The organism is Ferruginibacter albus (assembly GCF_020042285.1).
GTDB lineage: Bacteria > Bacteroidota > Bacteroidia > Chitinophagales > Chitinophagaceae > Ferruginibacter > Ferruginibacter albus.
Genome location: NZ_CP083388.1, coordinates 2,674,292 through 2,696,357, shown reverse-complemented (window position 1 = coordinate 2,696,357; position 22,066 = coordinate 2,674,292). Strand labels below are relative to the sequence as shown.

The window sequence follows — 22,066 nt, the reverse complement described above, 5'->3', positions numbered from 1 at the left end:
GCCATGAAATATCATTTATATAGAGAACAAAAGTTGCATTGTGATATTAAAACAGCCTGGGATTTTTTCTCTTCCCCAATGAATTTATCTAAAATTACTCCTAAGGAAATGAACTTTACTGTATTATCAAATTATAATGAAGAACAGATTTTTGAAGGAATGATTATTGATTATAAGGTTTCACCAGTCTTGGGCATTCCGCTAAAATGGCGGACTAAGATTAGTCACGTAGAATGGAATAAGAGCTTTACTGATTTTCAAGAAAAGGGACCTTATAAATATTGGAACCATTTTCACGAATTTATTACAAATAAGGATAGTGTGCTTATGAAGGATACAGTGAATTATGAGCTGCCGTTTGGTGTTTTGGGTAGTATTGCACATACGATTTTTGTAAGAAAAAAATTGGAAACAATTTTTAATTTCCGGTACAAGGTTTTAGAAAAATTATTTAACAAGTAATTCTGTATGAATTTTTTAATTGTATTAGGAACATTTATAGTAATGGAAGGAGCAACCTGGCTTATCCATAAATACATAATGCATGGTTTTTTGTGGGTATTGCATAAAGACCACCACGACCATAGCAACGAAAGTGCTTTAGAGAAGAATGATTATTTCTTTGTCATATTTGCCATACCAACCATTGCACTAATGTATTTTGGTTCATTGAAAAACTTCAACTACCTGTTTTTTGTAGGATTGGGAATTATGTTGTACGGAATGTGTTATTTTTTTGTGCATGATGTTTTTATCCATCAAAGGATAAAATATTTTACGCACACTAAAAACCCTTATTTCCTTGCGCTTCGCAGGGCGCACAAACAACACCATAAACATATCGGAAAAGAAGAGGGCGAATGTTTCGGGTTTCTTTATGTACCCTTCAAATATTTCAAAATGTATTTTATATCTGAAGATAAATGAAGGAATATACCTATTCATTGATTTTGTTTTTAACGGTCATTATTTGTTTTATCGCATCTTTTGACCGTAGAATACTTTTTAATCGTCAGTTTGGAGCATTCATAAAGTCTGCTACCATTGTGGCAATTCCTTTTATAGCATGGGATATATGGTTTACAGCAAAAGGAGTATGGTGGTTTAATAAAGACTACACGCTTGGAGTAAGCATAGCAGGGTTACCAATTGAAGAGTGGTTGTTTTTTATTTGTATACCCTTTTCCAGCATATTTACCTACTATTCAATAGACAAATTTTTTAAATGGGATTGGCTTTCCGGTTTTAATAACCTGATTGTTTTTGTTAGTGTTATTGCCTGTTCGGTTGTCGCCTTGCATCATTATGAAAAAATGTACACGCTCGTAACAACTGTTGCCACAATAATAACCTTAATTTATTTACATTTTATTGTACGTGCAGAGTGGATTGGTAAAGCGTCTCTGGTGTTTACTATTCTGATGTTGGGTTTCTTTCCTGTAAATGGAGTTTTAACCGGTATGGGATTAAAATCACCGATTGTAAATTATAATCCTGCTGAATTCTTAGGTATTAGAGTGGGAACAATACCTGTTGAAGATGCCGTTTATGGATATACGCAGTTTCTTTGGACGCTTTATTTTTTTAAACGATTTAAATCTGCGAACGATGAAAAGTAAAGTATCTGTTTTTTGGTTTCGCAGAGATTTGCGGTTGGATGATAACGTGGGTTTGTGCCACGCACTTTCTTCCAATTATCCTGTATTGTGTGTTTTTATTTTCGATCCCGATATTTTAGAAATGTTGGAGGATAAAAAGGATAGAAGAGTGGATTATATTCACCAGGTACTTTCCAAAATAAATAGTCAACTAAAACAGTCGAATGCCAGGTTAAACACTTTTTACGGAAAGCCACTAACTGTTTTTAAAGATCTGTTTGAACAATATGATATTCAGGCGGTATTTTGCAATCGGGATTATGAACCTCAAGCTATACGGAGAGACAAAGAGATCTATAATTTTTTCAGCAAACAAAATATTCCTTTCAAGGGATTTAAAGACCAGGTAATTTTTGAAAAAAACGATGTGTTGAAAAATGATGGTACACCCTATACCGTTTATACACCATATTCAAAAAAATGGAAAGAACTGTTAACTCCGGAAAATTACAAGACCTCTTATTCTGACGCTGCTAACTTTTTTAAACAAGACTTTACTGAAATTCATTCGTTAAATGAAACCCGTTTTGATAAGACAGACATCACTTTTAAATCACCGAAGTTAGATAAGACAATTATTGATGAATATGATAAATACAGGGACTATCCTGCAATGCAACACACTACACAGTTGGGGATAGCATTAAGATTTGGTACAATCAGCATTCGTAAATGTGTTGCATTTGCCTTGGAACATAATCAAACATGGTTGAATGAATTGATTTGGCGGGAATTTTTTATGCAGATCCTATATCATTTTCCAAAAGTGGTTCATCAATCTTTTAAATCTAATTACGACCATATCAAATGGCGAAATAATGAACAGGAATTTGAACGATGGTGTAAGGGAAAAACAGGCTACCCAATTGTGGATGCAGGAATGAGACAATTGAACGAAACAGGATATATGCACAATCGGGTAAGGATGATTGTGGCAAGTTTTTTATGCAAACATTTACTGATAGATTGGCGTTGGGGAGAAGCCTACTTTGCTCAAAAGCTGAATGATTACGATTTGTCTGCCAACAATGGAAACTGGCAATGGGCAGCAGGATCAGGCTGTGATGCTGCACCTTATTTCAGAGTGTTTAATCCAACTGTTCAAACTGAAAAATTCGATAAAAAATTAGTGTACATCAAAAAATGGCTTCCCGAATTTGGCACAGATGCTTATCCACAACCAATGGTTGAGCACAGTTTTGCAAGAAACAGGGCTTTGCAAGTATATGCTGAAGCAGTGAAAGAAAACAATTGATAAATTTTTAATTGAAGCGATATGAACAGAGATAATGTTGTACTGGTTGATAAGAATGATAATGCACTAGGCATAATGGAAAAATTGACTGCACATGAGCAAGGCCAACTTCACAGAGCATTTTCTGTATTTATATTTAATGATAAAGAAGAACTTCTTTTACAACAGCGGTCAGGCAACAAGTACCACGGAGCGGGATTATGGACAAATACCTGCTGTTCGCATCCACAATGGGAAGAAGATGTTTGCTTAAGTGCAAAGGAGCGATTGTATTATGAAATGGGTTTAGAATGTAATTTGCAATTGGTCTATTCTTTTATTTATAAAGCGAAGGTTGAAAATAATTTAACAGAGCATGAATTGGATTATGTTTTTATTGGCTATTGCAACCAAAATCCGATAATAAATATAAATGAAGTACAAAATTATAAGTGGCTTCATACAGATAAAGTCTTAAAAGATTTAAAAGACAATCCATCGTATTACACTGTCTGGTTTAACCAGGCATTTCAGGAATTGCTTTACAAAATAGGGAAATGAAAAACACTTATTTTTAGACGATTAGACGCATAGTCTTCGTAAGCAGATAATTGCCCTAATATCCTTATTTGATTTTTATTATCCTATACTCTATATGTAGATTTTCTGCTGTTAACGGTCGTTAATTATGTTGACCACCTATTTGATTCACTTAATGTGATTTTCCAGACATGTATTATTAGCCATGACAAATGGGGGTAATGAAACTGTGTAAGAACTAAAAGTAAGAATCCTCTACTTCTAGGTCAGTTTTTGAGCGATGAAAAAAATTTATTTACGTTATTTGTAAACATGAAAGCTTTATCTCTTTTGCAACCTTGGGCAAGTCTTGTAATGATAGGTGTTAAAAAAATAGAAACCAGATCATGGGCTACTGATTACAGAGGAACCCTGCTAATTCATGCGAGCCAAAGTAAGAGAGGAAGTGTTTTTGCAAATCAGGCTCCCTTTACAAGATATATTAAAGACTTTAACACATTGCCTTTTGGATTCATTATCGGTCAAGTCACGCTGGAAAAGATTCTTAGAGTTGAAGACTTTTCACTAACAGATGATGTCATGAATTTACTAACCTTAGAAGAAAAGGCATTTGGAGACTATAAAGGAAACCGCTTTGGATGGGTATTATCTGATCCTGTGGAGTTTGAAAATAAAATTCCTGCAAGAGGACAACTACGCTTATGGGAGTTTTTTTAAGGATGATTACATTAATATTGGATAATAACTACAATTTTTAAAAAAGCGATTTATACGTAATAATGTGGATGGGTTTTAACTAACTTAATTATTATTTACATAGTACAGATTTTTTATAGCTATACTACAGAACGACCTTGGCGGTTTTTAAAATATTATTATCCTTGCTTATAATTTTTAACCAATAGATTCCGCGGCTAAAACGATCAATACTGATAGTAGCACTAGTACTGTTGATAATAGTATTAGAAAGTTCAAGCCCGTCAACTGAGTATAAAATAATATGATTTGTATTTCCATCGAGATTATTTACTTGTAAATAATTATTAGACAAGTTAACGACAGTAATATTATTTGCACTGCAATTACTATTATGCATAGCTATAACAGGACTATAAATTATCTCACCTTCTTTATTTATGATTTTTAATCTAAAAAAATAGGACATACCTGCAGTCGCATGATATATATATTGATAAGCAGATGCACCTTTTGGTAAAATTGTAGCTATTATAGCAAAGTTATTTTTTATAGTAGAAGACTCTAACTGATAATAGGTACCGGGGCTTTCATCGGCTACCTGCCAATTAAAAGCTATTGTATTACAATCTTTATAAATTGCATTGAACGAGGTTAGATTTAAAGGAAGGATTGGACCGGTATAAATAAAATTGACCGAATTAATATTGAATCCACCGGTACCCATTATAATTCGTAATTTTTTTAAGCCGGTTGTAGGTAAATTAATACTTGCACTTACCGTTTGCCATGTTTGCCAACCTCCTGTATTCGGTACCGCTAATGTGCCGGATATATTTATGCCATCCATTTCCAAATGGAAGGTTTCTCCTGAATTAATAGAAGCAACACGCAATTGTAAGGTATATGTTCCGGCAGTAATTACATTTACTGTATATTGAGTCCATTCGTTTGCTTGTATTTGTCCAATGCTGTAACCGCCGCCTACATCTGTGCAATTTTCAATATCCACACCTTCTGCAGTCCGATATTGTCCTAATGTATTTGAGGGTTCTGTATCATGATAGGCTATACCTTCGCCACCATAATCATAATTCTCTGCTTCAATCTTTCCCGGTATTGTAGCAGCCGTACCATTAAAAGGACTGGCAATAGCTTTAACAGAAAGAGTAAGGATTTTTGTGCCCGTACCATTTGTATTTGTAGCGGTAATAGTAACGATACTATTGCTGCCTGAATTTGGAGAAATTGCTATTGTACCGCTAATTATACCGGTAGAAGTATTTATAGTTAATCCATCAGGAAGATTGGTTGCTGTATAGCTGGTAGGGTTATTCGAAGCTGTAATCGCATAATTAAAAGATTGGCCCATAGTGCCGCTGGCAGTATCTGTACTATTAATAATAGGTATTAAAGTATTGACAACTGTTGTGCTGGTACTTGCAATGTCTGAGTTTACGGTATTGCCAACAGAAATGGTAGCATAAACACGATAATAATATTTAGTAGAAGCTGTAATTCCCATATCACTGTAAGTAGTAGTGTTGGCAGGGAGAGAGATTAATGTATTCCATGTTATACTATCAACAGATCTCTCAATAGTAAATCCGGTTTCATTAGTATTATCTGTCCAGCTAAGATCAATTTGATGAATAGTAGGTACACTTAGCAATAAATTAGTGGGTGCTGCAATTGCACGCGCTATTACTTGCGCCAGCACCAATGCTCCAGTTTCATTAGGATGAATGCCATCAGATTGATACCAGTCGGGATGTCCTTGTAAAGGCGTATTCAGATCAATCAGCTTAACATTATTATCAGCGGCTATTGTTTTTACCAATGGTATTACACCATTGGTGATGATGCTGTCATTAATAGAAAAATTATGTGTGAAAGCAGGAATAGGCAAACAGATATAAATTACGGGATGGGAGGGAAGTGCTTTAAAAACATTAATAAAACGAGTGTAGTCCGTTACAAAAGAATCTTTATGCACCCAGTTATAATCTTTTGCATCGTTAGAACCGAGTTCAATTGTCACAATATTAGGGCTAAAATTTTGAGCGCCTGTATAATTAGAGGAATTGATATAAGGATCGTCGGCTTCTTTCAGCATGGTAGCACCACTGACTCCAAAGTTGCCTATATTCCAGTTGCTTCCGAGTATTACTGACATCTGGCTTGGGTAACTGGCTGGTCCAGGTATTCCATAGCCCGCTGCCACACTTGCTCCAATAACTGAAACTCTTACTTGAGAAATGCAATAAACATGCGTTAAAGCAAACGTTGTAAAAAGCAGTAGCTTATATTTCATCGCAGCCAATTTTGCTTTGTATAGCAATTACATTGCCAAACCAATAGTATTAAAAGCCTCGTATTCCTATATAGGCTTTTCTTGTCTTAAAAAACAACTATGATCCTTTCATATAAATAAAAAAGCATTCCGCTTTTAATAAGCGTACCTTACAGGAATGCAAATACAAAATGATAGAGTTTATGCGGTATCCATTTATGACACTAAATCAACGGTAAGTTTGATCGGTATTATAGTGTTGTCTCTCCTTGCCGCATTGAGTGGTTTGATTGTTTATGCCCATTGGGTATAAAAGAAATTATTCTCCTGAAAACGGCATCGTAAGGATGCTGTTTTTTAGTACTAAATTATATTTCACAATGATATATAAAAGTGTTCAGTTAGATATAGGAGATACTGTATCGTGTGCTGATAGGTATCCAAGCATACATACTTCTACATGGGAAATTATTAGTAAACTACATAATTCTATTATGTTGAAGAAAATTGAAAATGGTATAACCGAAACGAGAATAATTGATGTTTCAGAAATTCAAACATTACTTAGTAAAAAAGAAAATTAAGAACGGATTAGCGAGAATAAGTAAGGCTCAGCTTAAATACAAAATACCTACTTCATTTCATTCTCTATTAGATCTCCTAACTCTTGTGCTAATAAATCATTTCCTTCAGGTATAGATATCCAATCAGGATTATTATGGCTATCGACATGCCTTAATATGGTAAGACTCGGTCTATCGTGAAAATTGACCTTATAAGTAATTTTATTCCCAGAAGATAAAGATTCAACTTCTATTTTCTTACCCTGAAATTCAATAATTATCTTTTCCATTATCATTTGATTCTAGGGTTTGTCTTAGATAAATAACGGAATGCATTTTAGTACACCCCGCTTCTTTTTAATCCCCTTGAAAAACCTATTATATTTTAGACAATAACCAAGCCACTTAATTATTCAGTTAAAACAATGTGTTGTTATGAAATAGAGGCAATCTTTACCCGAATAATACCATACCGGGGTTTATTAGGATATTAAAAAGTAAGTCTTGGCAAGAATGATTTGATCTTTGATAATGGATTCAGCATATTCAAAAGATTTTTCTATTAATCATCTCTAGGTGATTTTTTAATTTAATAGTTTTCATCTTCGAATAAAGATTTTTGCATCTCGTAGAAATTCCACCTCATTTTTTTTACTTTTTGAAGATTTGGAAATGGCATGATTTTGCTTTTTTATTTAAAAAAAGTAAATGAAATTGATAAGAAAGATATTTATTACAACATTAGCATCAGCAGGTATAAGAATAGATAAATTGACAAATAGCAGAATTGATTCATTGTTATTAATTTTTATTGGATATGGTTCGCACATTTGGATAAGCCAATATATTTCCTTCAATGTAGCAATTTTCTATTTTGTGATTCTTTTTGCGATTCGCTATATATTTCTGTTTACTGGCTTTGGGAAAAAAGGATTTGTAAATAGATTGGTTACTAAATTTGGAGAGGAAAAAGCCTGGAATAAATATGAATTGTTTACTTCTATAATGTTTTTTCAAAGAGGCTTAAGTTTTGGATTGTTGACACAAGCAACTAAGTGGTCAATAATTCCGGTTGTACACTTCATTTTTCCTTCTTTCAATATTGATGTAATTTATCTTAAATATACTTGTGAGTTGATTGGTCTGATATTAATAATTATCGGCACATGGGTAAATATAACAGCTACTTTCGTAATTGGTATTGATACGTACTATTATAAAGATCTTTTTCTTAAACGCCCTCTCGTAGATTTTAAAATAGAAGGTCCATATAAATATTTCTCAAACCCAATGTATGGAATAGGTCAACTAAATGCTTATGGGGCTGCATTAATACTTGGGTCTGTCGAAGGTATTTTGGGAGCACTATTAAACCAGGTTATGATGTACATATTTTATTTTGTGATTGAGAAGCCTCATATCATTCAAAATATTCTTCCTAAAAAAAGTAAGCCGGCCTTGTCTATGGCATAATGTCAAAAATAGGTACATCTACTATTTTTTCTTTAAATAGATTTTACTTCCTTTTATTTAATGGGCAATATAATCCCCAAATGATGGAATAAAAAAGAAAGATATTTAGTCTTGCTTTTAAGTTATAATAAAACACCCAACAATTCCAGAATTGATACTTCCTTATAAAAAATATTATTTGGAAGGTTTTTTACTGGAATTTTTTTTTTGAAGCTGATTTGCTTTTGCTGCTTGATTTCTTAGGAACCTTTGCTCCTTCTTTCCTGGCTTCCGATAAGCCAATTGCAATTGCCTGTTTGCGACTGGTTACTTTCTTGCCACTCTTCCCGCTTTTTAATGTACCTTCCTTTTTTTCATGCATGGCTTTTTCTACTTTGTCGCCTGCTTTTTTAGAATACTTTGCCATAGGTAATTGTTTTATAGTTATGTTTTATTAATTCAAAACATTTGCCATTTTTAAATTTATCTTTCTTTTTTACAAACCAAGTGGCACAATTCTTTTAATTAGATGCATATGAAATCAAAAAAGGAAAAAGGAATAAAGTATTTCTTGAAGAAATTAGGACCCGGAAATCATTACCCCAAAGCCATATTGTATTTAATGTTAGTATTCAGCATTCCGGCTACCGTTTTAAATATAGGTTCTGATATTGCAGGAATGGGAGCTGTAAGCAACCTGCTTATACCTGCAATACCTTCTTTTGTTTTCAGCATTGTGTTTACAACTGTTTTGACCATAACAATTATAAAATTCTCTTACCAACAGATCGCTGGTATTTTAAAATGGCTTTGCCTTTCTGTATTGCTGTATATCATAGTGCCCTTTTTTATTAAAGTAAACTGGATGGATGTATTAAAGCATACATTCATACCGACAATAAAATTTGACCAGGATTATATAGAGATACTGGTGGCATTATTAGGTACCACTATTTCTCCATATCTTTTTTTCTGGCAGGCAACTATGGAAGCTGAAGACGTTAAGCATAAAATAAAAGCTGTGGTTGTTGACAAGCAAATGTTGCGTGATGTAAAAACTGATGTAAACACAGGCATGTTTGCTTCTAATTTGGTAATGTTCTTTATTATTTTAACTACAGGTATAGTTCTACATGGTAATATTAAAGATATCAGCACAGTTGACCAGGCAGCCAAAGCATTGGAGCCTGTAGTTGGAAAACTTTCTTATGTGTGTTTTGCAATTGGAGTATTGGGAACAGGATTTTTAGCTATTCCTATTTTAGCAGGATCGCTTTCTTATATAATTGCTGAAACGTTTGACTGGAAACAAGGGTTAGACAAGCATTTTGGTGAAGCAAAAGGCTTTTACATTACCATTGTCATTTCGCTTGCTATTGGCTTAGTTATAAATCTTACGGGAATTAACCCAATGAAAACATTGGTTTATACTTCTATATTATATGGAGTAACGGCTCCTGTAATGATTGCCGTTATTTTGCATGTTTGTAATAATAAAAAAGTTATGAAAGGACATACCAATAGTTTGCTTTCAAATATTTTAGGTTTTATAACACTGATCGTAATGACTGTATCGGCAGTTATGTTGATTTATTTTTCTCTACATCATTAAGACCTTTTTTTTAGGATTGACTAATTTCTTTTTGTCAGAGTTCTTTTGCGGTAAATCCATTTCACATGGCTTTATAGTGCTGTTTAAATCTGTGCTTAACTCTCTTGTCTGGTTGTTTTCTCTTTTTTCATGTTGATGTTTAAATGTTGTACTAAATTATTCTATTAGTGTGTCAATTGATTCTTTGGCATTAAAATAGAATAAGTAGTATTTAAAATTTAAACCATGAGAAAAATAATAACAGTCATAGGCTATATATTTTTATTGCTTGTATTTGCAGCATGTCACCAGAATTCCACTGAAAAAAAAGAAAATAAAGCTTCAATAATTATAAAATATCATTTAGATCCAGGAAAAAATTTCCTGAAAAAAAATTCATTAGACTCTAATAAAACTTATATCGTTTTATCTATAAACCGAACCGACAAAGAGCATTTGGGTTTAATAGATTCTATTATAATACCAGATACCTTTACGAACAACATCCAGGATTATTTCCCTTTTCCTAAAACAGTCAGTAACCTTGATTCAATTAATAAAGTTATTTTTTTCTCTTATCCTACTCAATCTTTTGGAGCTTATGAAAATGGCAAACTGATATATACAGGGGCAACCAATATGGGTAGAAAATCAGATCCTACGCCAACAGGCTTATTTTATACTAATTGGAAGGCGGAAGAAACAAAAAGTACCTTTAATGATGAGTGGGATCTCAAATGGAATTTTAATATCGAAAACAAATCGGGCATAGGGTGGCATCAATATAGTTTGCCTGGTTACCCCTCATCACATTCCTGCATGAGGCTTTCTGAACAAGATTCAAAATATTTATATAGTTGGGCAGACCAGTGGGTGCTAGCCGGAAAAGATTCAATTATTTTAAAAGGAACGCCTGTAATTATTTTTGGAACTTATAATTATAGTGAACCAAAACCTTGGTTGCGACTTGTTGAAAATAGTAATGCTCTTGACATAAGTGAAGAAAATTTAAATGATGTAGTAAAACCTTATAAGGAGGGTATTTTATTTGAACAAAATAATCGAAGAAAGAATGCGGATCTATAAATAAACAATTAGGATATAAATTATTAATGGGGTTTGGTTTTAAAAACTCCTTTTTTATAATCACTTAAAAATGAAATGTAATCCTGCTGAACTTTAGAACAATATTGTATTGCATATTTTAATACTTTATTTTGCCATTTGTTGTCTTTCCCAAATTCAATTAGCTCATCAGCAATAGCTGAACCTTGTTGCCCAGAACTTCTTAATTGAGAAGAAGCTGTAAGCATTGCCATATCATCAATGACCTGATACATATCTCTATAGTTTTTCTTTAATAATTTAAAATTGATGCTATCTTCAGTGGGCTGCATTTCCTGCATAACGTACCAGTCTTTTTTAAAACAGCTTGTACTTAAAAGCGCAGGTATCTTATTTTGCATTTTATATTGTATAGATACAATACGATCTGCTTCTGTTTTCCAATCAGGTTGCTTAACAGAGAGATAAGGCACAACGCAAGAAGGAGTTGATTGTTTCATATCCAACAACATTAATTTTTCTCCTGCTTTATTTGAAGACTGTAATAAAAACAAATAACGCTTTTGTCCAACACTACCCGTTCCGGCTAATCTGAAAGCTGCATCAATTACTTCATAATTATAAGGACTGGCTTCATCCTTTTTAAGCCAAGTGGTTATATGCTCAATTAAATCTTTACGTAACGTTTTATGTAAAGGAAAATGTTTTGGATGATCCAGTTTAACCTTATTTTTAGTAATAGTCCTGCTTTTTATTAATTCTTTTGGCGAACGTTCACTTGCCGCAGTTAAGAAGTTGCAGACAATCCCCTTAGCAGTATTTCTTTCGATGTAATCAGCTTTTCCTTTTATGAGTTTATTGGAATAGGTTTTTAAAAATAATTCTGCCATGTTTAATGCTTTCTTTTGCTCAATATTTAATGCTTGAAAAGCAATGAAAATACTGGTTACTACTTTAACTACTTCATAGATGCACGGTGCTAATACTGCTTCATCAAAGTCATTCAAATCAAAGTAAACTAAACGGTTATCCCCTTTAAAGCTTCCGAAATTTTCTAAGTGTAAATCGCCGCTGATCCATGAAACGGGAGAGGAAGGAAGTAGATGGGATTTTTTTAGGTCCTTGTAAAAGATATGATTAGTCCCCCTGTAAAATCGATAAAGATTATCTGTCATGAATTGATACTTATACTGTAGCATATCGGGAAGTAAATCCTTACCAAAATTTAAAATCTCTTTTGATATATTTTCCATTGTGCTGTACTGTTAGGAACTTAATCAATAAAAATAATCATGCCATTTATAGTATACGAATATAATTAAGGACTGAGAGTATATCTTATTTGTGTTTAAGCCTGGATTCTAATTCCTCTTCCATTTCTTTTTTTAGATCATGCATTCCCTTTGCTTCATCGATGGAATGAGATTGTTGTAAGCTTTCTTCTTGTTTGGTGAAATCACTTAGCTTGCCATAATATTTCTGAATAACTTTTAATTCATCTTCTGTCATGTTCTCTACATTCACTAATCTATTGCTTGCAAATTCATGCGCAGCAACCAATTCGTTTAATTTTAACTGAATAGCCAATGAATCTTTGTTTTGTGCTTTTTGTATTAAGAAGACCATCAGGAAAGTAATAACTGAAGTTCCGGTATTTATAACCAGCTGCCAATTTTCAGAATAATGAAAGATTGGACCAGTAAGCCCCCAAACAATCACAGAAAAGAATGCTATAATAAATGCAGCTGTGCTTCCAGTAGTCTTAGTGATCTTAGATGCAAATTTTTCAAAAAAGTTTTGTGTTGTGTATTTGAAGTTTGTTTCATGTTTAAATAATTAAAATGAGAAAAATAAAAAGAACCAGATCATTGATCTGGTTCTTTCATAAAAGGTATGTCTTCGTCTTTATTCAGCGTGCGCTTGTTCGTTAACTGTATTTTCTGCCAATTCTGTCAATCCTTTATCTGCTTCTTTTTCTTCTGCCAATGTTTTTGTTAAAATGCCGGCAGCGTCTTCATAGCCCAATGTTTTTGCTAATTGTGCAAGCCCTCCATACGTAGCAATTTCATAATGTTCTACCTTCTGACATGCAAGAATTATTCCTACATCCCTGGTAGATGTTCCATCTTCAGTATCTTCAATAATACTTTCACCTTCTTTCGTAATACCTTCCATTGCTTCACATTTTTTTGCCTGTGGTTTTTGGTTTAAACTTTCAAAAACCTGTTCCAGTCTTGTAACATGTCCTTTTGTAACTTCAAGATGATCGGTGATAGCAGTTTTCAGGTCCTGTGCAGTGGCTGCTTTCGCCATTTTGGGAAGTGTTTTTACCAAATGTTTTTCTGCCCAATAAATATCTTTTAATTCATCATGGAAAAATTCTTCCAATCGTGAATCGTTTTCATGTGTCTTGCTCATTGTTGCTTTGTTTGAGCGTTTTGTTGTCTTTTCCATAATTATTTTTTTAGTTGTTAAGTGACAAATACTCTAAAAATACCGTGCCTGTTATTTTTTTAGATGGAGTGTAAATTTTAAGTCTACACAACGAGAAAGATTATCCACGTAATGAGTAGGTTTAGTCTGCATTTTAAAGATCTAACAGGAGATAAAATTGGGTGATTTCTAAAGTGTGAATGTATATATTGATCTTATTCCATTGATTTTTCACTTTTATTCAATATTTCTATTTCTGTTTTTTCCTTCTTAATGCTTTGCCGTAAAAATGCAAATAAGCTCATATAAATATTGGCTAACCATACCAATGAGAATCCTGCAATAATATAGCCTCTCCAATCATTAATTAATAGCCTGAAGTTGGTTAAAAAAAGAAATGCTATAGTTACGTAATGACTAAAACAATATTCACATGTAAAAAGATAGAAGAATTTTCTCTGAATAAAAGTTTTGCAATGAAGGCTTTTGTAAATACAATATTTTCTTGGCTCCTGGAATATTTCTTCGTGAGTAATAGTCCATGCGACACAAGCAATGGGTATTGACAATAAAATAAGCCATAGGATTTGTATATAGATTACCATGATTAAAATATTGATTAAGTCTGTCCGTCTCCGTAGTCTGTAATTATAAAACCATGCCTATATTGATCAAGAATGGAAAGAATACAGGAGGGTATAATTTCAAGTCCTTGATTTTTAATATAAATGTGTAAAATAATCCACACATAGAAGTCGCCAAGCTTATGAATATTGCTAAAAAATATATGGCACGATTCTATAACAATTAATTAAAGAACTTTTTGTGTTTATTTAATAACTACTTAAAATCTTTTTTATGTTAAAATGGGCAGCTATATTTTTTGTAATTGCTATTGTAGCCGCAATATTCGGCTTTACCGGAATTGCAGCAGGAGCAGCATCAATTGCTAAGACATTATTTTTTATATTTATCGTGCTTGTTATAGTAATGTTTACACTAGGTGTGACTATTATGAAAAAGTAATTACGTTTCTTATTATCTCTTTATTATAAAAATCATTGTGTATGAATTCTAAAAAAATTATTATGGGATTGATAATTGGGACTGTAATTGGTATTCTTATAGCACCTCGTAAAGGCTCTGAAACAAGAAAAAAAATTGCAAGATCCATTAATGATCTTTCGGACTTTATTCAGGATAATATTAATGCTATCAGGGATGACGTAAATAATGAAGTAAATGCTTTAGCAGATCAAGTAGTAGAAAAAGTTGAAAATGTTGAATCTAAAATTAATGAGGCGTTGGTTTAACTTTACTTATTATTGTTATTTTCTTCAATTTAATCACATGCTATTTGCATACTTTAATTTATGTATAAATTAAATTGATCTAGAAGTCAGTTACTGTTCATGGAGAAAAGTTATTTTAGATTTAAACCTAATAAAGAAGCTGAAATATTACCATTACCCAATCAATTGTGCAACATTCTCCTCTAGTTAAAGCTTCAGCAGTTCCTGATGAAATACATTATAAGTTCCCTCGCCTGCAAAATATATAGTATCATTGATGGGAGCCTGAAGAGTTTTTCTTGCTTATGTAGTTTGAATAGTTGGATAGCTGTAACATCCCAACTAAAAGGTTGACTTGGATTTGGAAGTGGTTAAGATCAGGCATTTGTTTGAAGAGACTAAATAGTATTTATAAATTGACTTAAGTAATTTTAAGTATGGCTTTAATTGAATTTTCTGATAGAGGGTTATATTGTCCACCTGCAAATGTTTACATTGATCCATGGAAATCTGTTGATAAAGCTATTATCACACATGCACACAGCGATCATGCAAAAAACGGCAATGGGCATTATCTCTGCCATCCCTATACCACGGCGATATTAAAAGCAAGGTTAGGAGAAAATAATTATCAAAGTATAGAATGGAATGAAGTGATCACGATAAACGGAGTAAAAATATCCTTGCATCCCGCAGGGCATATCATTGGCTCATCACAGGTAAAGCTTGAGTATAAAAATGAAATATGGGTTTTCAGCGGCGATTATAAAGTAGAAAATGACGGCATCAGTGGAAGCTTTGAGCCTGTTCGTTGCAATACATTTATAACAGAATCAACCTTCGCATTGCCTATTTATAAATGGTTGCCTCAAAAAGTAGTGTATGAAAATATTCAACAATGGATAAAACAAAATCAGCAGGAGCAGGTAAGTAGTGTGTTGATTGCTTACAGCTTAGGAAAGGCTCAGCGATTATTACAGCCTTTGTCTGAAGTAACAGAAACTATTTTTGTACACGGCGCTGTATGGAATATGCACCAGGCATTAATAAATGCCGGTATTCATCTTCCCGAAGTAGAATTAATTACTCCATTAACACCTAAAGAAAAACTAAAAGGATGTGTAGTCATTGCTCCTTCCGGTTCTGAAAGTTCTCCCTGGATAAACAGGTTTAAGCCATATGAAGTGGGCATTTGCAGTGGCTGGATGCAGGTACGTGGAAACACCCGCAGAAGTAACGCAGACAAAGGTTTTGTATTAAGCGATCATGCGGACTGGAATGGTTTGCTTACTGCTATTAAAGATACCGGTGCACAAAAAGTGTTTGCTACTCATGGATTTCAGTCAGCGTTCAGTCGTTATTTGAATGAACAGGGGATTGAAGCAGCAGAAGTAAAGACAGAGTATGGAGATGAAGATGAAACAATTGTTGAACCAAATCCATTACCGTGAAACAGTTTGCAGAGCTAGTAACTATTTTGGCAACTTCTACAAAAACCAATGACAAATTAAAGGCATTGGAAAATTATTTTTCTACGGCAGATGATAAAGACAAAGTTTGGGTAATTGCATTGTTTAGTGGAAGACGACCAAAGCGCATAGTAAACTCTTCTTTATTACATATATGGTGCTCGCAGCTTACCGATATTCCTTTATGGCTGTTCGAAGAATGTTATCATACCGTAGGCGATCTAGGGGAAACGATTGCATTGATATTAACAGGTAATAAAAGTACAACAGATAATTATCCTCTTTGGCATTATTTAGAAACATTAAAAACATTGGAGAAAGCGGATGAAAAAGTAAAGAAGGAATTTATTGCGGATGCCTGGGGTAAAATGAGTCAGCATGAAATTTTTGTTTTTAATAAATTAATTGCCGGTAGTTTTCGCATTGGTGTTTCTCAAAAATCAATGGTGAATTCGTTGGCAAAATCTGTAAACCTTTCGCCTTCTGTTATCGCACATCACATTAGCGGCAACTGGGATCCATCAACAACTTTATTCGACGAATTGCTAAGCGAAGAACATTCTTTCAAAGACATATCAAAGCCTTATCCTTTTTACCTGGCATATGCATTGGATGCTGAACCTGCAACATTAGGCCAACCACATGAGTGGTCAGCAGAATGGAAATGGGATGGTATTCGGGGACAGATTATTAAACGCAATAATGAATTATTTGTATGGAGCAGGGGAGAAGAATTGATAACAGATAAATTTCCGGAGTATTTTATTTTAAAAGATTTATTGCCTGAAGGAACAGTGTTGGATGGAGAGATACTTCCTTTCAGAGAAACCATGCCTTTATCCTTTAATATTTTGCAAACAAGAATAGGAAGAAAGAATGTAACACGAAAAAATTTAGATGAAGCCCCTGTTGCATTTTTTGCGTATGATCTGTTGGAATATGAAGGAAATGACTGGCGTGAAAGAACACTTAAAGAAAGAAGAGCTCAGTTGGAACACATAGTTGAATCCGTGAATAACGCTGTTTTAAAATTATCTCCTATAATAAATTTTAATTCCTGGGATGATTTGGCTGCTATTCGATTAAAAGCAAGAGAGGTAGGGAGTGAAGGATTAATGCTGAAAAGAAGATCATCTGCTTATCTGGTTGGAAGAAAAGTAGGAGATTGGTGGAAATGGAAAATAGATCCGTTGACTATTGATGCAGTGATGATCTACGCCCAAAAAGGTCACGGGAGGAGAAGTAATTTGTATACGGATTACACATTTGCCGTTAAAGATGGCGAGAGGCTGGTAAGCTTTGCGAAAGCATATAGCGGATTGACCGATAAGGAATTTGCAGAAGTAGATTCATTTGTTAAGAGAAACTCGATTGAAAAATTTGGACCCGTAAGAACCGTTAAACCTGAGTTGGTTTTTGAAATAGCATTTGAAGGCATTGCCAAAAGTAGTCGCCATAAAAGTGGTGTTGCACTTCGATTTCCAAGGATTTATAGATGGAGAAAAGATAAAACGGTTAATGATATAAATACATTGGATGATTTGAAAAAATTATTGAATAAATATGAAATCAAATAAGTAGTCAATCAAATCTATTTTAAGGAATAGTCCTTTAAAATCTGAGTCATTATAGTTCACTTTCATTGAATGAAGTGTATTTTGAGAGTATTTTTTCAATATGTAGTTTGAGACTATCCGGACAATTAGTATTATAAAGGATGTGTGGAGGATTATAGCCTATATAGTAACAACTGCTTGGTTTAAGTTGTTTTCCATTTACCTCAATAAAGGCATTGTCTAATTCTTCCAATTCTGCTTTTACTTTATCAAATACGTTCGGTGCAATTATTCTATCCATAATTTTTCTTTATTTAAACCAAGACAATTACGATACCAATAATTAAATAAGTAAGGCTCAAAGATTTTCTTTGAGCCTTGCGATTTTTCAATTGGATGAATATCGAACAAAAAACTAACGCACGTATAACAAATAATACTTTAATTACTTGAGAAAAGAAGGCAGTATAAAAATACCGCCCGTTTTAAATCCAATATCCTATGAAAAACCGAGTTGATGATTGCAAAAACTATGCGTAGAGTTGCATTTCTGTAAATCATGTAATCTTTTCAATTAATCTTACAATTTATAATTGCTTTAAGATTCTTTTCTTTTGTCTATTACAAGTAAAGTAATTCCTCCTAATAACGCAATAACACCAGCATAAGTGGGCCATTCTATACGTTTTGTTTCATTTTTATTAATTTCTATAGCTCCAATATCCACTACCTTTTTTTCTTTTGTAAAATTTATACCGTGAAATACAAACATTAGAATACCGGCAGCGATTAAAATAAATCCTAAAACTTTCATATAAATAATTTTTCTTAAAATATTCAACAATAGTGCCATTATAAATTCTAATGATCTGGGAATAATTGTATTAAGGAGCATAATTTAAATTTCTGGCACAATTTAAACTGATCGTTATTTATGAAAAGCAATGAAATTGGCATTTTAAGAATAGGAACGAGTAATATAGTTCTGCCGGGGAATAAATCAACATTCCCTAAAGAATTTCATGATAAAAGCAGGCTTGAATATTATAGTAGCTTATTTAACTCTGTGGAATTGAACAGTACTTTTTATAAGGTTCCTTTGTCATCTACTTTTGAAAAATGGTCTAAAGAAGTTCCGGCTGATTTTAAATTTTCAGTAAAGCTTTGGAAAGAGATTACGCATGCAAAAGAATTAAAGTTTAAGAAGACTGATATTGACTTATTCCTTAAAAGAATAGAGTTGTTAGGGGATAAGAAGGGCTGTCTACTGTTTCAATTTCCCGGCAAGATCACTCTTAAATATTTTGATCAGGTTGAAAACCTTCTTAAAACAATAATCGACTCAAAACATTCAAATCACTGGAATATCGCAGTTGAATTCAGAGATGTGTCCTGGTATGTTGAAGAAGGGTTTGAATTACTAGATGAATTTAAAGCGTCTATGGTGTTACATGATTTTTCCAAAATAAAAAGTAACCGGGTAAATAAACAGGCATCTTTTGTATTCATAAGGTTTCATGGTTTGTTGGGTGATTACAAAGGAAGTTATGATGATGTGTATTTAGAAGCAAAGAGCAAACAAATAAAAGAATATATGCAAGGGGGTAAAGATGTTTATGTATACTTTAATAATACTATAGGAGATGCTTTTAATAATGCCAGGACATTACAAGAGTTAAGTCATAAATATTTTGCGATGTGAATTATTAATATCCCATACTTCTCTAAATGTAGATAGTTTTACTCACTGTAAAAAAATCTTCTCTATAAAAGAGCTTTTCTGCGATGATTTAATAGAAAAAATATTTAGGCATAGTTATTAGAAGTAATAGTAAACAAAATTGTATAAAGATGAAAAAACTATTACTAGGCTGCTTATGCATATTATCTGCAGTGGCAATAAATGCTCAAACGGAAGACAAAAAATGGAATATTGGTTTACATGGAGGCGCAACTCAATACGAAGGAGATTGGGGCAATGACTTTTATAAAACAAATACCGGCTTTTTTGGCTTTGGCGGTTTGTCTGTTTCAAGATATTTAGGAAAACACCTTGATATAAGTTTTTTAGCAACAAGAGGAATTGTTGGGTCAAAACATGATTCTATAAATTTCAAAAATAATCTCAGTACCATTTCTTTAAACCTTCGATTCAATATCTTAAGCCCTCGCCACGCAGTAAGACCTTATCTATTTGTTGGTGGAGGTGCTTTACTATTTGATAAGAATATAAACATCAATCCTAATACAGTTGATTATGCAGTGCCATCTTTTGGCGCAGGTGTTAATTTCAGGCTAAGCAATTCTGTAATGCTTAACCTGCAAGAAATGTTTATGTATACCACTGGTGATGATAAGGATGGTAAGGTAGGTGGAGGCAATGATGCATACGCTTTTCATTCTTTAGGATTGACATTTAATTTTGGAAAGAAAAAAGATTCTGACAGTGATGGTGTAGCAGATCATGCAGATAAATGTCCTAATACTCCTAAAGGAGTTACAGTAGATATGAAAGGTTGTCCTCTTGATAAAGACAATGATGGCACACCTGATTATTTGGATGCATGTCCTGATTATGCAGGCCCGGCATCCTTACAAGGTTGCCCGGATAAAGATAGTGATGGCGTGGCTGATAAAAATGATCGTTGTCCTGAAATAGCCGGTACAGCTGCATTTAAAGGCTGCCCTGATACAGATGGAGACGGAGTGCCGGATATTGATGATCGTTGCCCTACAATCGCAGGATCAATAGAATTAAAAGGTTGCCCTGATAAAGATAATGATGGTGTTGCTGATATGGATGATAAATGCCCTGATACCAAACCAGGCGTTAAAGTAGATGCCAATGGTTGTCCAATGGATAATGATAAGGATGGAGTTATGAATGAAGAAGACCGTTGCCCTGATGTAGCCGGACCAGCAAGTTTAAAAGGTTGTCCAGATACAGATGGAGACGGAGTGCCGGATATTGATGATCGTTGTCCTGCAGTAAAAGGTACAATTGCAAATAAAGGTTGTCCCGAAATGTCTAAAGTGGATATAAGAAGAATAACACAAATAGCCAGTAAAATATTCTTCCAAACAAATAGCGATAAACTAAGAGTGTCATCTTTAGTGCAATTAGATGCCCTGGTGGATATACTTAAAAGATATGAATCTGCTAATCTTGTTATAAAAGGATATACAGATAATGTAGGCGATGATGATTATAACTTGAAATTATCTCAAAAAAGAACCGAGTCAGTTAAGAAATATTTGATTCAAAAAGGGATTGCTGAATCAAGATTAACTGCAACAGGTTTTGGAGAAACGAATCCTATTGCAGATAATAAAACCTCTCTCGGACGTGCAAAGAATAGGAGAGTAGAGTTAGAGACAACTTATTAAATCCCTAAGAATACATTAGATAAATGGCTGTTTTAAACAGCCATTTTTTGTATTAAGTGTACTTTCATTTGCACGAACAATTAGAGAGCGGGAAAAACTAAAAGCTTCCCTTTGTTTCAAGTAGATCTTCAATGGCATAAAAAGATATGGATAAATAGACAAAGATTTAGTTTATAAATTTAAAGCAAGTTCAGATGTGGTATTATCGATATTAACTAAATGAAGTTACTTTATGATTTATTTCTTAAATGCAATTATTTTTTAAGCTATGAAAACAGCAAGTATTAGTGAATTGAAACAGGAGCTACAAAACATTTCTGCAAAACAGATGGAAGAGCTTTGTATACGTCTTGCAAAATTTAAAAAGGAAAATAAAGAATTGCTTAATTATTTACTTTTTGAAGCGCATGATGTAGAAGGGTATACAGAAGCAATAAAGATTGAAATGAGTGAGTTATTTAAAGAAGTAAACATAAAGAACCTTTATATTGCTAAGAAAAATTTACGACGAATTTTGCGTAATTCGAATAAGTACGTGAAGTATACAGGTGACAAACAGACAGAAGCCATGATACTTATTCATTTCTGTACTTTAGTAAAAACCTTTAATATACCTATAAAAAGAAGTGCAGCATTGCAAAAGTTATACGATCAACAAATTAAAAAAATACTTGCAGCAATTAATAGCCTGCATGAAGACATCCAATATGATCTTTTAAAAGAAGTAAGCAGCCTTTCTTAAAATTCGATATTATTTTCTTCAACGGAAGAAGATGAAAGCGTTTAAAAGTGTGATTTAGTAATCAACTATTTTATTTATCAAATTACTATGATTAA

At 33.2% G+C, this 22,066-nt stretch carries 23 protein-coding genes and 1 pseudogene; 16 read left to right on the top strand and 8 right to left on the bottom strand.

What is annotated here, in order from left to right; genetic code table 11:
* Window positions 1-3 precede the first annotated feature (3 nt).
* The 6 genes from K9M53_RS11650 (at window position 4) to K9M53_RS11625 (ending at window position 4,149) form a co-directional block, all read left to right on the top strand.
* Window positions 4-462 carry an SRPBCC family protein gene (locus K9M53_RS11650; protein WP_224015046.1) on the top strand — a complete coding sequence of 153 codons (459 nt, stop codon included), beginning with the start codon at window positions 4-6 and terminating at the stop codon, window positions 460-462.
* A gap of 6 nt (window positions 463-468) precedes the next feature.
* A complete protein-coding gene (locus tag K9M53_RS11645) occupies window positions 469-927 on the top strand; it encodes a sterol desaturase family protein (RefSeq protein WP_224015043.1) in 459 nt (152 codons plus the stop codon).
* Window positions 924-1,619 carry a lycopene cyclase domain-containing protein gene (locus K9M53_RS11640; RefSeq protein ID WP_224015040.1) on the top strand — a complete coding sequence of 232 codons (696 nt, stop codon included), beginning with the start codon at window positions 924-926 and terminating at the stop codon, window positions 1,617-1,619. Before K9M53_RS11645 ends, K9M53_RS11640 begins: the two co-directional genes overlap by 4 nt.
* Window positions 1,609-2,913 (top strand): cryptochrome/photolyase family protein, encoded by a 1,305-nt coding sequence (locus K9M53_RS11635; protein WP_224015038.1) that lies wholly within the window; start codon window positions 1,609-1,611, stop codon window positions 2,911-2,913. Before K9M53_RS11640 ends, K9M53_RS11635 begins: the two co-directional genes overlap by 11 nt.
* Window positions 2,914-2,934: 21 nt before the next feature.
* Window positions 2,935-3,453 (top strand): isopentenyl-diphosphate Delta-isomerase, encoded by a 519-nt coding sequence (gene idi, locus K9M53_RS11630; RefSeq protein WP_224015036.1) that lies wholly within the window; start codon window positions 2,935-2,937, stop codon window positions 3,451-3,453.
* Between the two features lie 252 nt (window positions 3,454-3,705).
* Window positions 3,706-4,149, top strand: coding sequence for an ASCH domain-containing protein (locus K9M53_RS11625; protein ID WP_224015034.1), 444 nt, complete (start codon window positions 3,706-3,708; stop codon window positions 4,147-4,149).
* A gap of 124 nt (window positions 4,150-4,273) precedes the next feature.
* On the opposite strand, the gene K9M53_RS11620 is transcribed toward K9M53_RS11625, so the two are convergent.
* On the bottom strand, window positions 4,274-6,442 hold the full coding sequence (locus K9M53_RS11620; protein WP_224015032.1) for a carbohydrate-binding protein: 2,169 nt from the start codon (window positions 6,440-6,442) through the stop codon (window positions 4,274-4,276).
* Window positions 6,443-7,052: 610 nt separating this feature from the next.
* Window positions 7,053-7,274, bottom strand: a complete 222-nt coding sequence (locus K9M53_RS11615) for a hypothetical protein (protein WP_224015030.1) — start codon at window positions 7,272-7,274, stop codon at window positions 7,053-7,055.
* A gap of 418 nt (window positions 7,275-7,692) precedes the next feature.
* On the opposite strand from K9M53_RS11615, the gene K9M53_RS11610 reads away from it, so the two are divergent.
* A complete protein-coding gene (locus tag K9M53_RS11610; protein WP_224015028.1) occupies window positions 7,693-8,457 on the top strand; it encodes a phosphatidylethanolamine N-methyltransferase family protein in 765 nt (254 codons plus the stop codon).
* A 190-nt stretch (window positions 8,458-8,647) separates the two neighbouring features.
* Here the strand turns inward: K9M53_RS11610 and K9M53_RS11605 are convergent, their stop codons facing one another.
* Window positions 8,648-8,863 (bottom strand): DUF6496 domain-containing protein, encoded by a 216-nt coding sequence (locus tag K9M53_RS11605; protein ID WP_224015025.1) that lies wholly within the window; start codon window positions 8,861-8,863, stop codon window positions 8,648-8,650.
* A gap of 108 nt (window positions 8,864-8,971) precedes the next feature.
* Here K9M53_RS11605 and K9M53_RS11600 point away from each other — a divergent pair, with 108 nt between their 5' ends.
* Entirely contained in the window at window positions 8,972-10,048 is a 1,077-nt protein-coding gene (locus K9M53_RS11600; protein ID WP_224015023.1) for an NRAMP family divalent metal transporter, read from the top strand.
* 225 nt (window positions 10,049-10,273) lie between these two features.
* Entirely contained in the window at window positions 10,274-11,113 is an 840-nt protein-coding gene (locus tag K9M53_RS11595; RefSeq protein WP_224015021.1) for a L,D-transpeptidase, read from the top strand.
* A gap of 23 nt (window positions 11,114-11,136) precedes the next feature.
* On the opposite strand, the gene K9M53_RS11590 is transcribed toward K9M53_RS11595, so the two are convergent.
* The 3 genes and pseudogenes from K9M53_RS11590 to K9M53_RS11580 form a co-directional block, all read right to left on the bottom strand.
* Entirely contained in the window at window positions 11,137-12,345 is a 1,209-nt protein-coding gene (locus K9M53_RS11590) for a DUF2252 family protein (protein WP_224015018.1), read from the bottom strand.
* Between the two features lie 85 nt (window positions 12,346-12,430).
* Window positions 12,431-12,871: pseudogene (locus K9M53_RS11585) on the bottom strand (low affinity iron permease family protein); the annotation flags it as partial.
* Window positions 12,872-12,997: 126 nt separating this feature from the next.
* Window positions 12,998-13,546: a YciE/YciF ferroxidase family protein gene (locus tag K9M53_RS11580; protein WP_224015016.1), complete on the bottom strand. Its 549-nt coding sequence runs from the start codon at window positions 13,544-13,546 to the stop codon at window positions 12,998-13,000.
* A gap of 837 nt (window positions 13,547-14,383) precedes the next feature.
* Between K9M53_RS11580 and K9M53_RS11575 the strand changes: the two genes are divergently transcribed.
* From K9M53_RS11575 to K9M53_RS11560, 4 genes are all read left to right on the top strand, one after another.
* Complete coding sequence (locus K9M53_RS11575; protein ID WP_224015014.1) at window positions 14,384-14,551, top strand: DUF1328 domain-containing protein; 168 nt, start codon at window positions 14,384-14,386, stop codon at window positions 14,549-14,551.
* A gap of 62 nt (window positions 14,552-14,613) precedes the next feature.
* Window positions 14,614-14,838 carry a YtxH domain-containing protein gene (locus K9M53_RS11570; RefSeq protein WP_255580625.1) on the top strand — a complete coding sequence of 75 codons (225 nt, stop codon included), beginning with the start codon at window positions 14,614-14,616 and terminating at the stop codon, window positions 14,836-14,838.
* Window positions 14,839-15,254: 416 nt separating this feature from the next.
* Window positions 15,255-16,268, top strand: coding sequence for a ligase-associated DNA damage response exonuclease (locus tag K9M53_RS11565; protein ID WP_224015011.1), 1,014 nt, complete (start codon window positions 15,255-15,257; stop codon window positions 16,266-16,268).
* Complete coding sequence (locus K9M53_RS11560; protein ID WP_224015009.1) at window positions 16,265-17,863, top strand: ATP-dependent DNA ligase; 1,599 nt, start codon at window positions 16,265-16,267, stop codon at window positions 17,861-17,863. The genes K9M53_RS11565 and K9M53_RS11560 overlap by 4 nt, the downstream gene beginning before the upstream one ends.
* A 49-nt stretch (window positions 17,864-17,912) precedes the next feature.
* Here K9M53_RS11560 and K9M53_RS11555 read toward each other — a convergent pair whose 3' ends face one another.
* Window positions 17,913-18,143, bottom strand: coding sequence for a hypothetical protein (locus tag K9M53_RS11555; protein WP_224015008.1), 231 nt, complete (start codon window positions 18,141-18,143; stop codon window positions 17,913-17,915).
* A gap of 297 nt (window positions 18,144-18,440) precedes the next feature.
* Window positions 18,441-18,656, bottom strand: coding sequence for a hypothetical protein (locus K9M53_RS11550; RefSeq protein ID WP_224015005.1), 216 nt, complete (start codon window positions 18,654-18,656; stop codon window positions 18,441-18,443).
* 120 nt (window positions 18,657-18,776) lie between these two features.
* Here K9M53_RS11550 and K9M53_RS11545 point away from each other — a divergent pair, with 120 nt between their 5' ends.
* The 3 genes from K9M53_RS11545 to K9M53_RS11520 all read left to right on the top strand — a co-directional run bounded on the left by K9M53_RS11545 (window position 18,777) and on the right by K9M53_RS11520 (window position 21,971).
* Complete coding sequence (locus tag K9M53_RS11545; protein WP_224015003.1) at window positions 18,777-19,544, top strand: DUF72 domain-containing protein; 768 nt, start codon at window positions 18,777-18,779, stop codon at window positions 19,542-19,544.
* 149 nt (window positions 19,545-19,693) lie between these two features.
* Entirely contained in the window at window positions 19,694-21,229 is a 1,536-nt protein-coding gene (locus K9M53_RS16135; protein WP_315857661.1) for an OmpA family protein, read from the top strand.
* Between the two features lie 268 nt (window positions 21,230-21,497).
* Window positions 21,498-21,971, top strand: coding sequence for a hypothetical protein (locus K9M53_RS11520; RefSeq protein WP_224015001.1), 474 nt, complete (start codon window positions 21,498-21,500; stop codon window positions 21,969-21,971).
* Window positions 21,972-22,066: the final 95 nt, after the last annotated feature.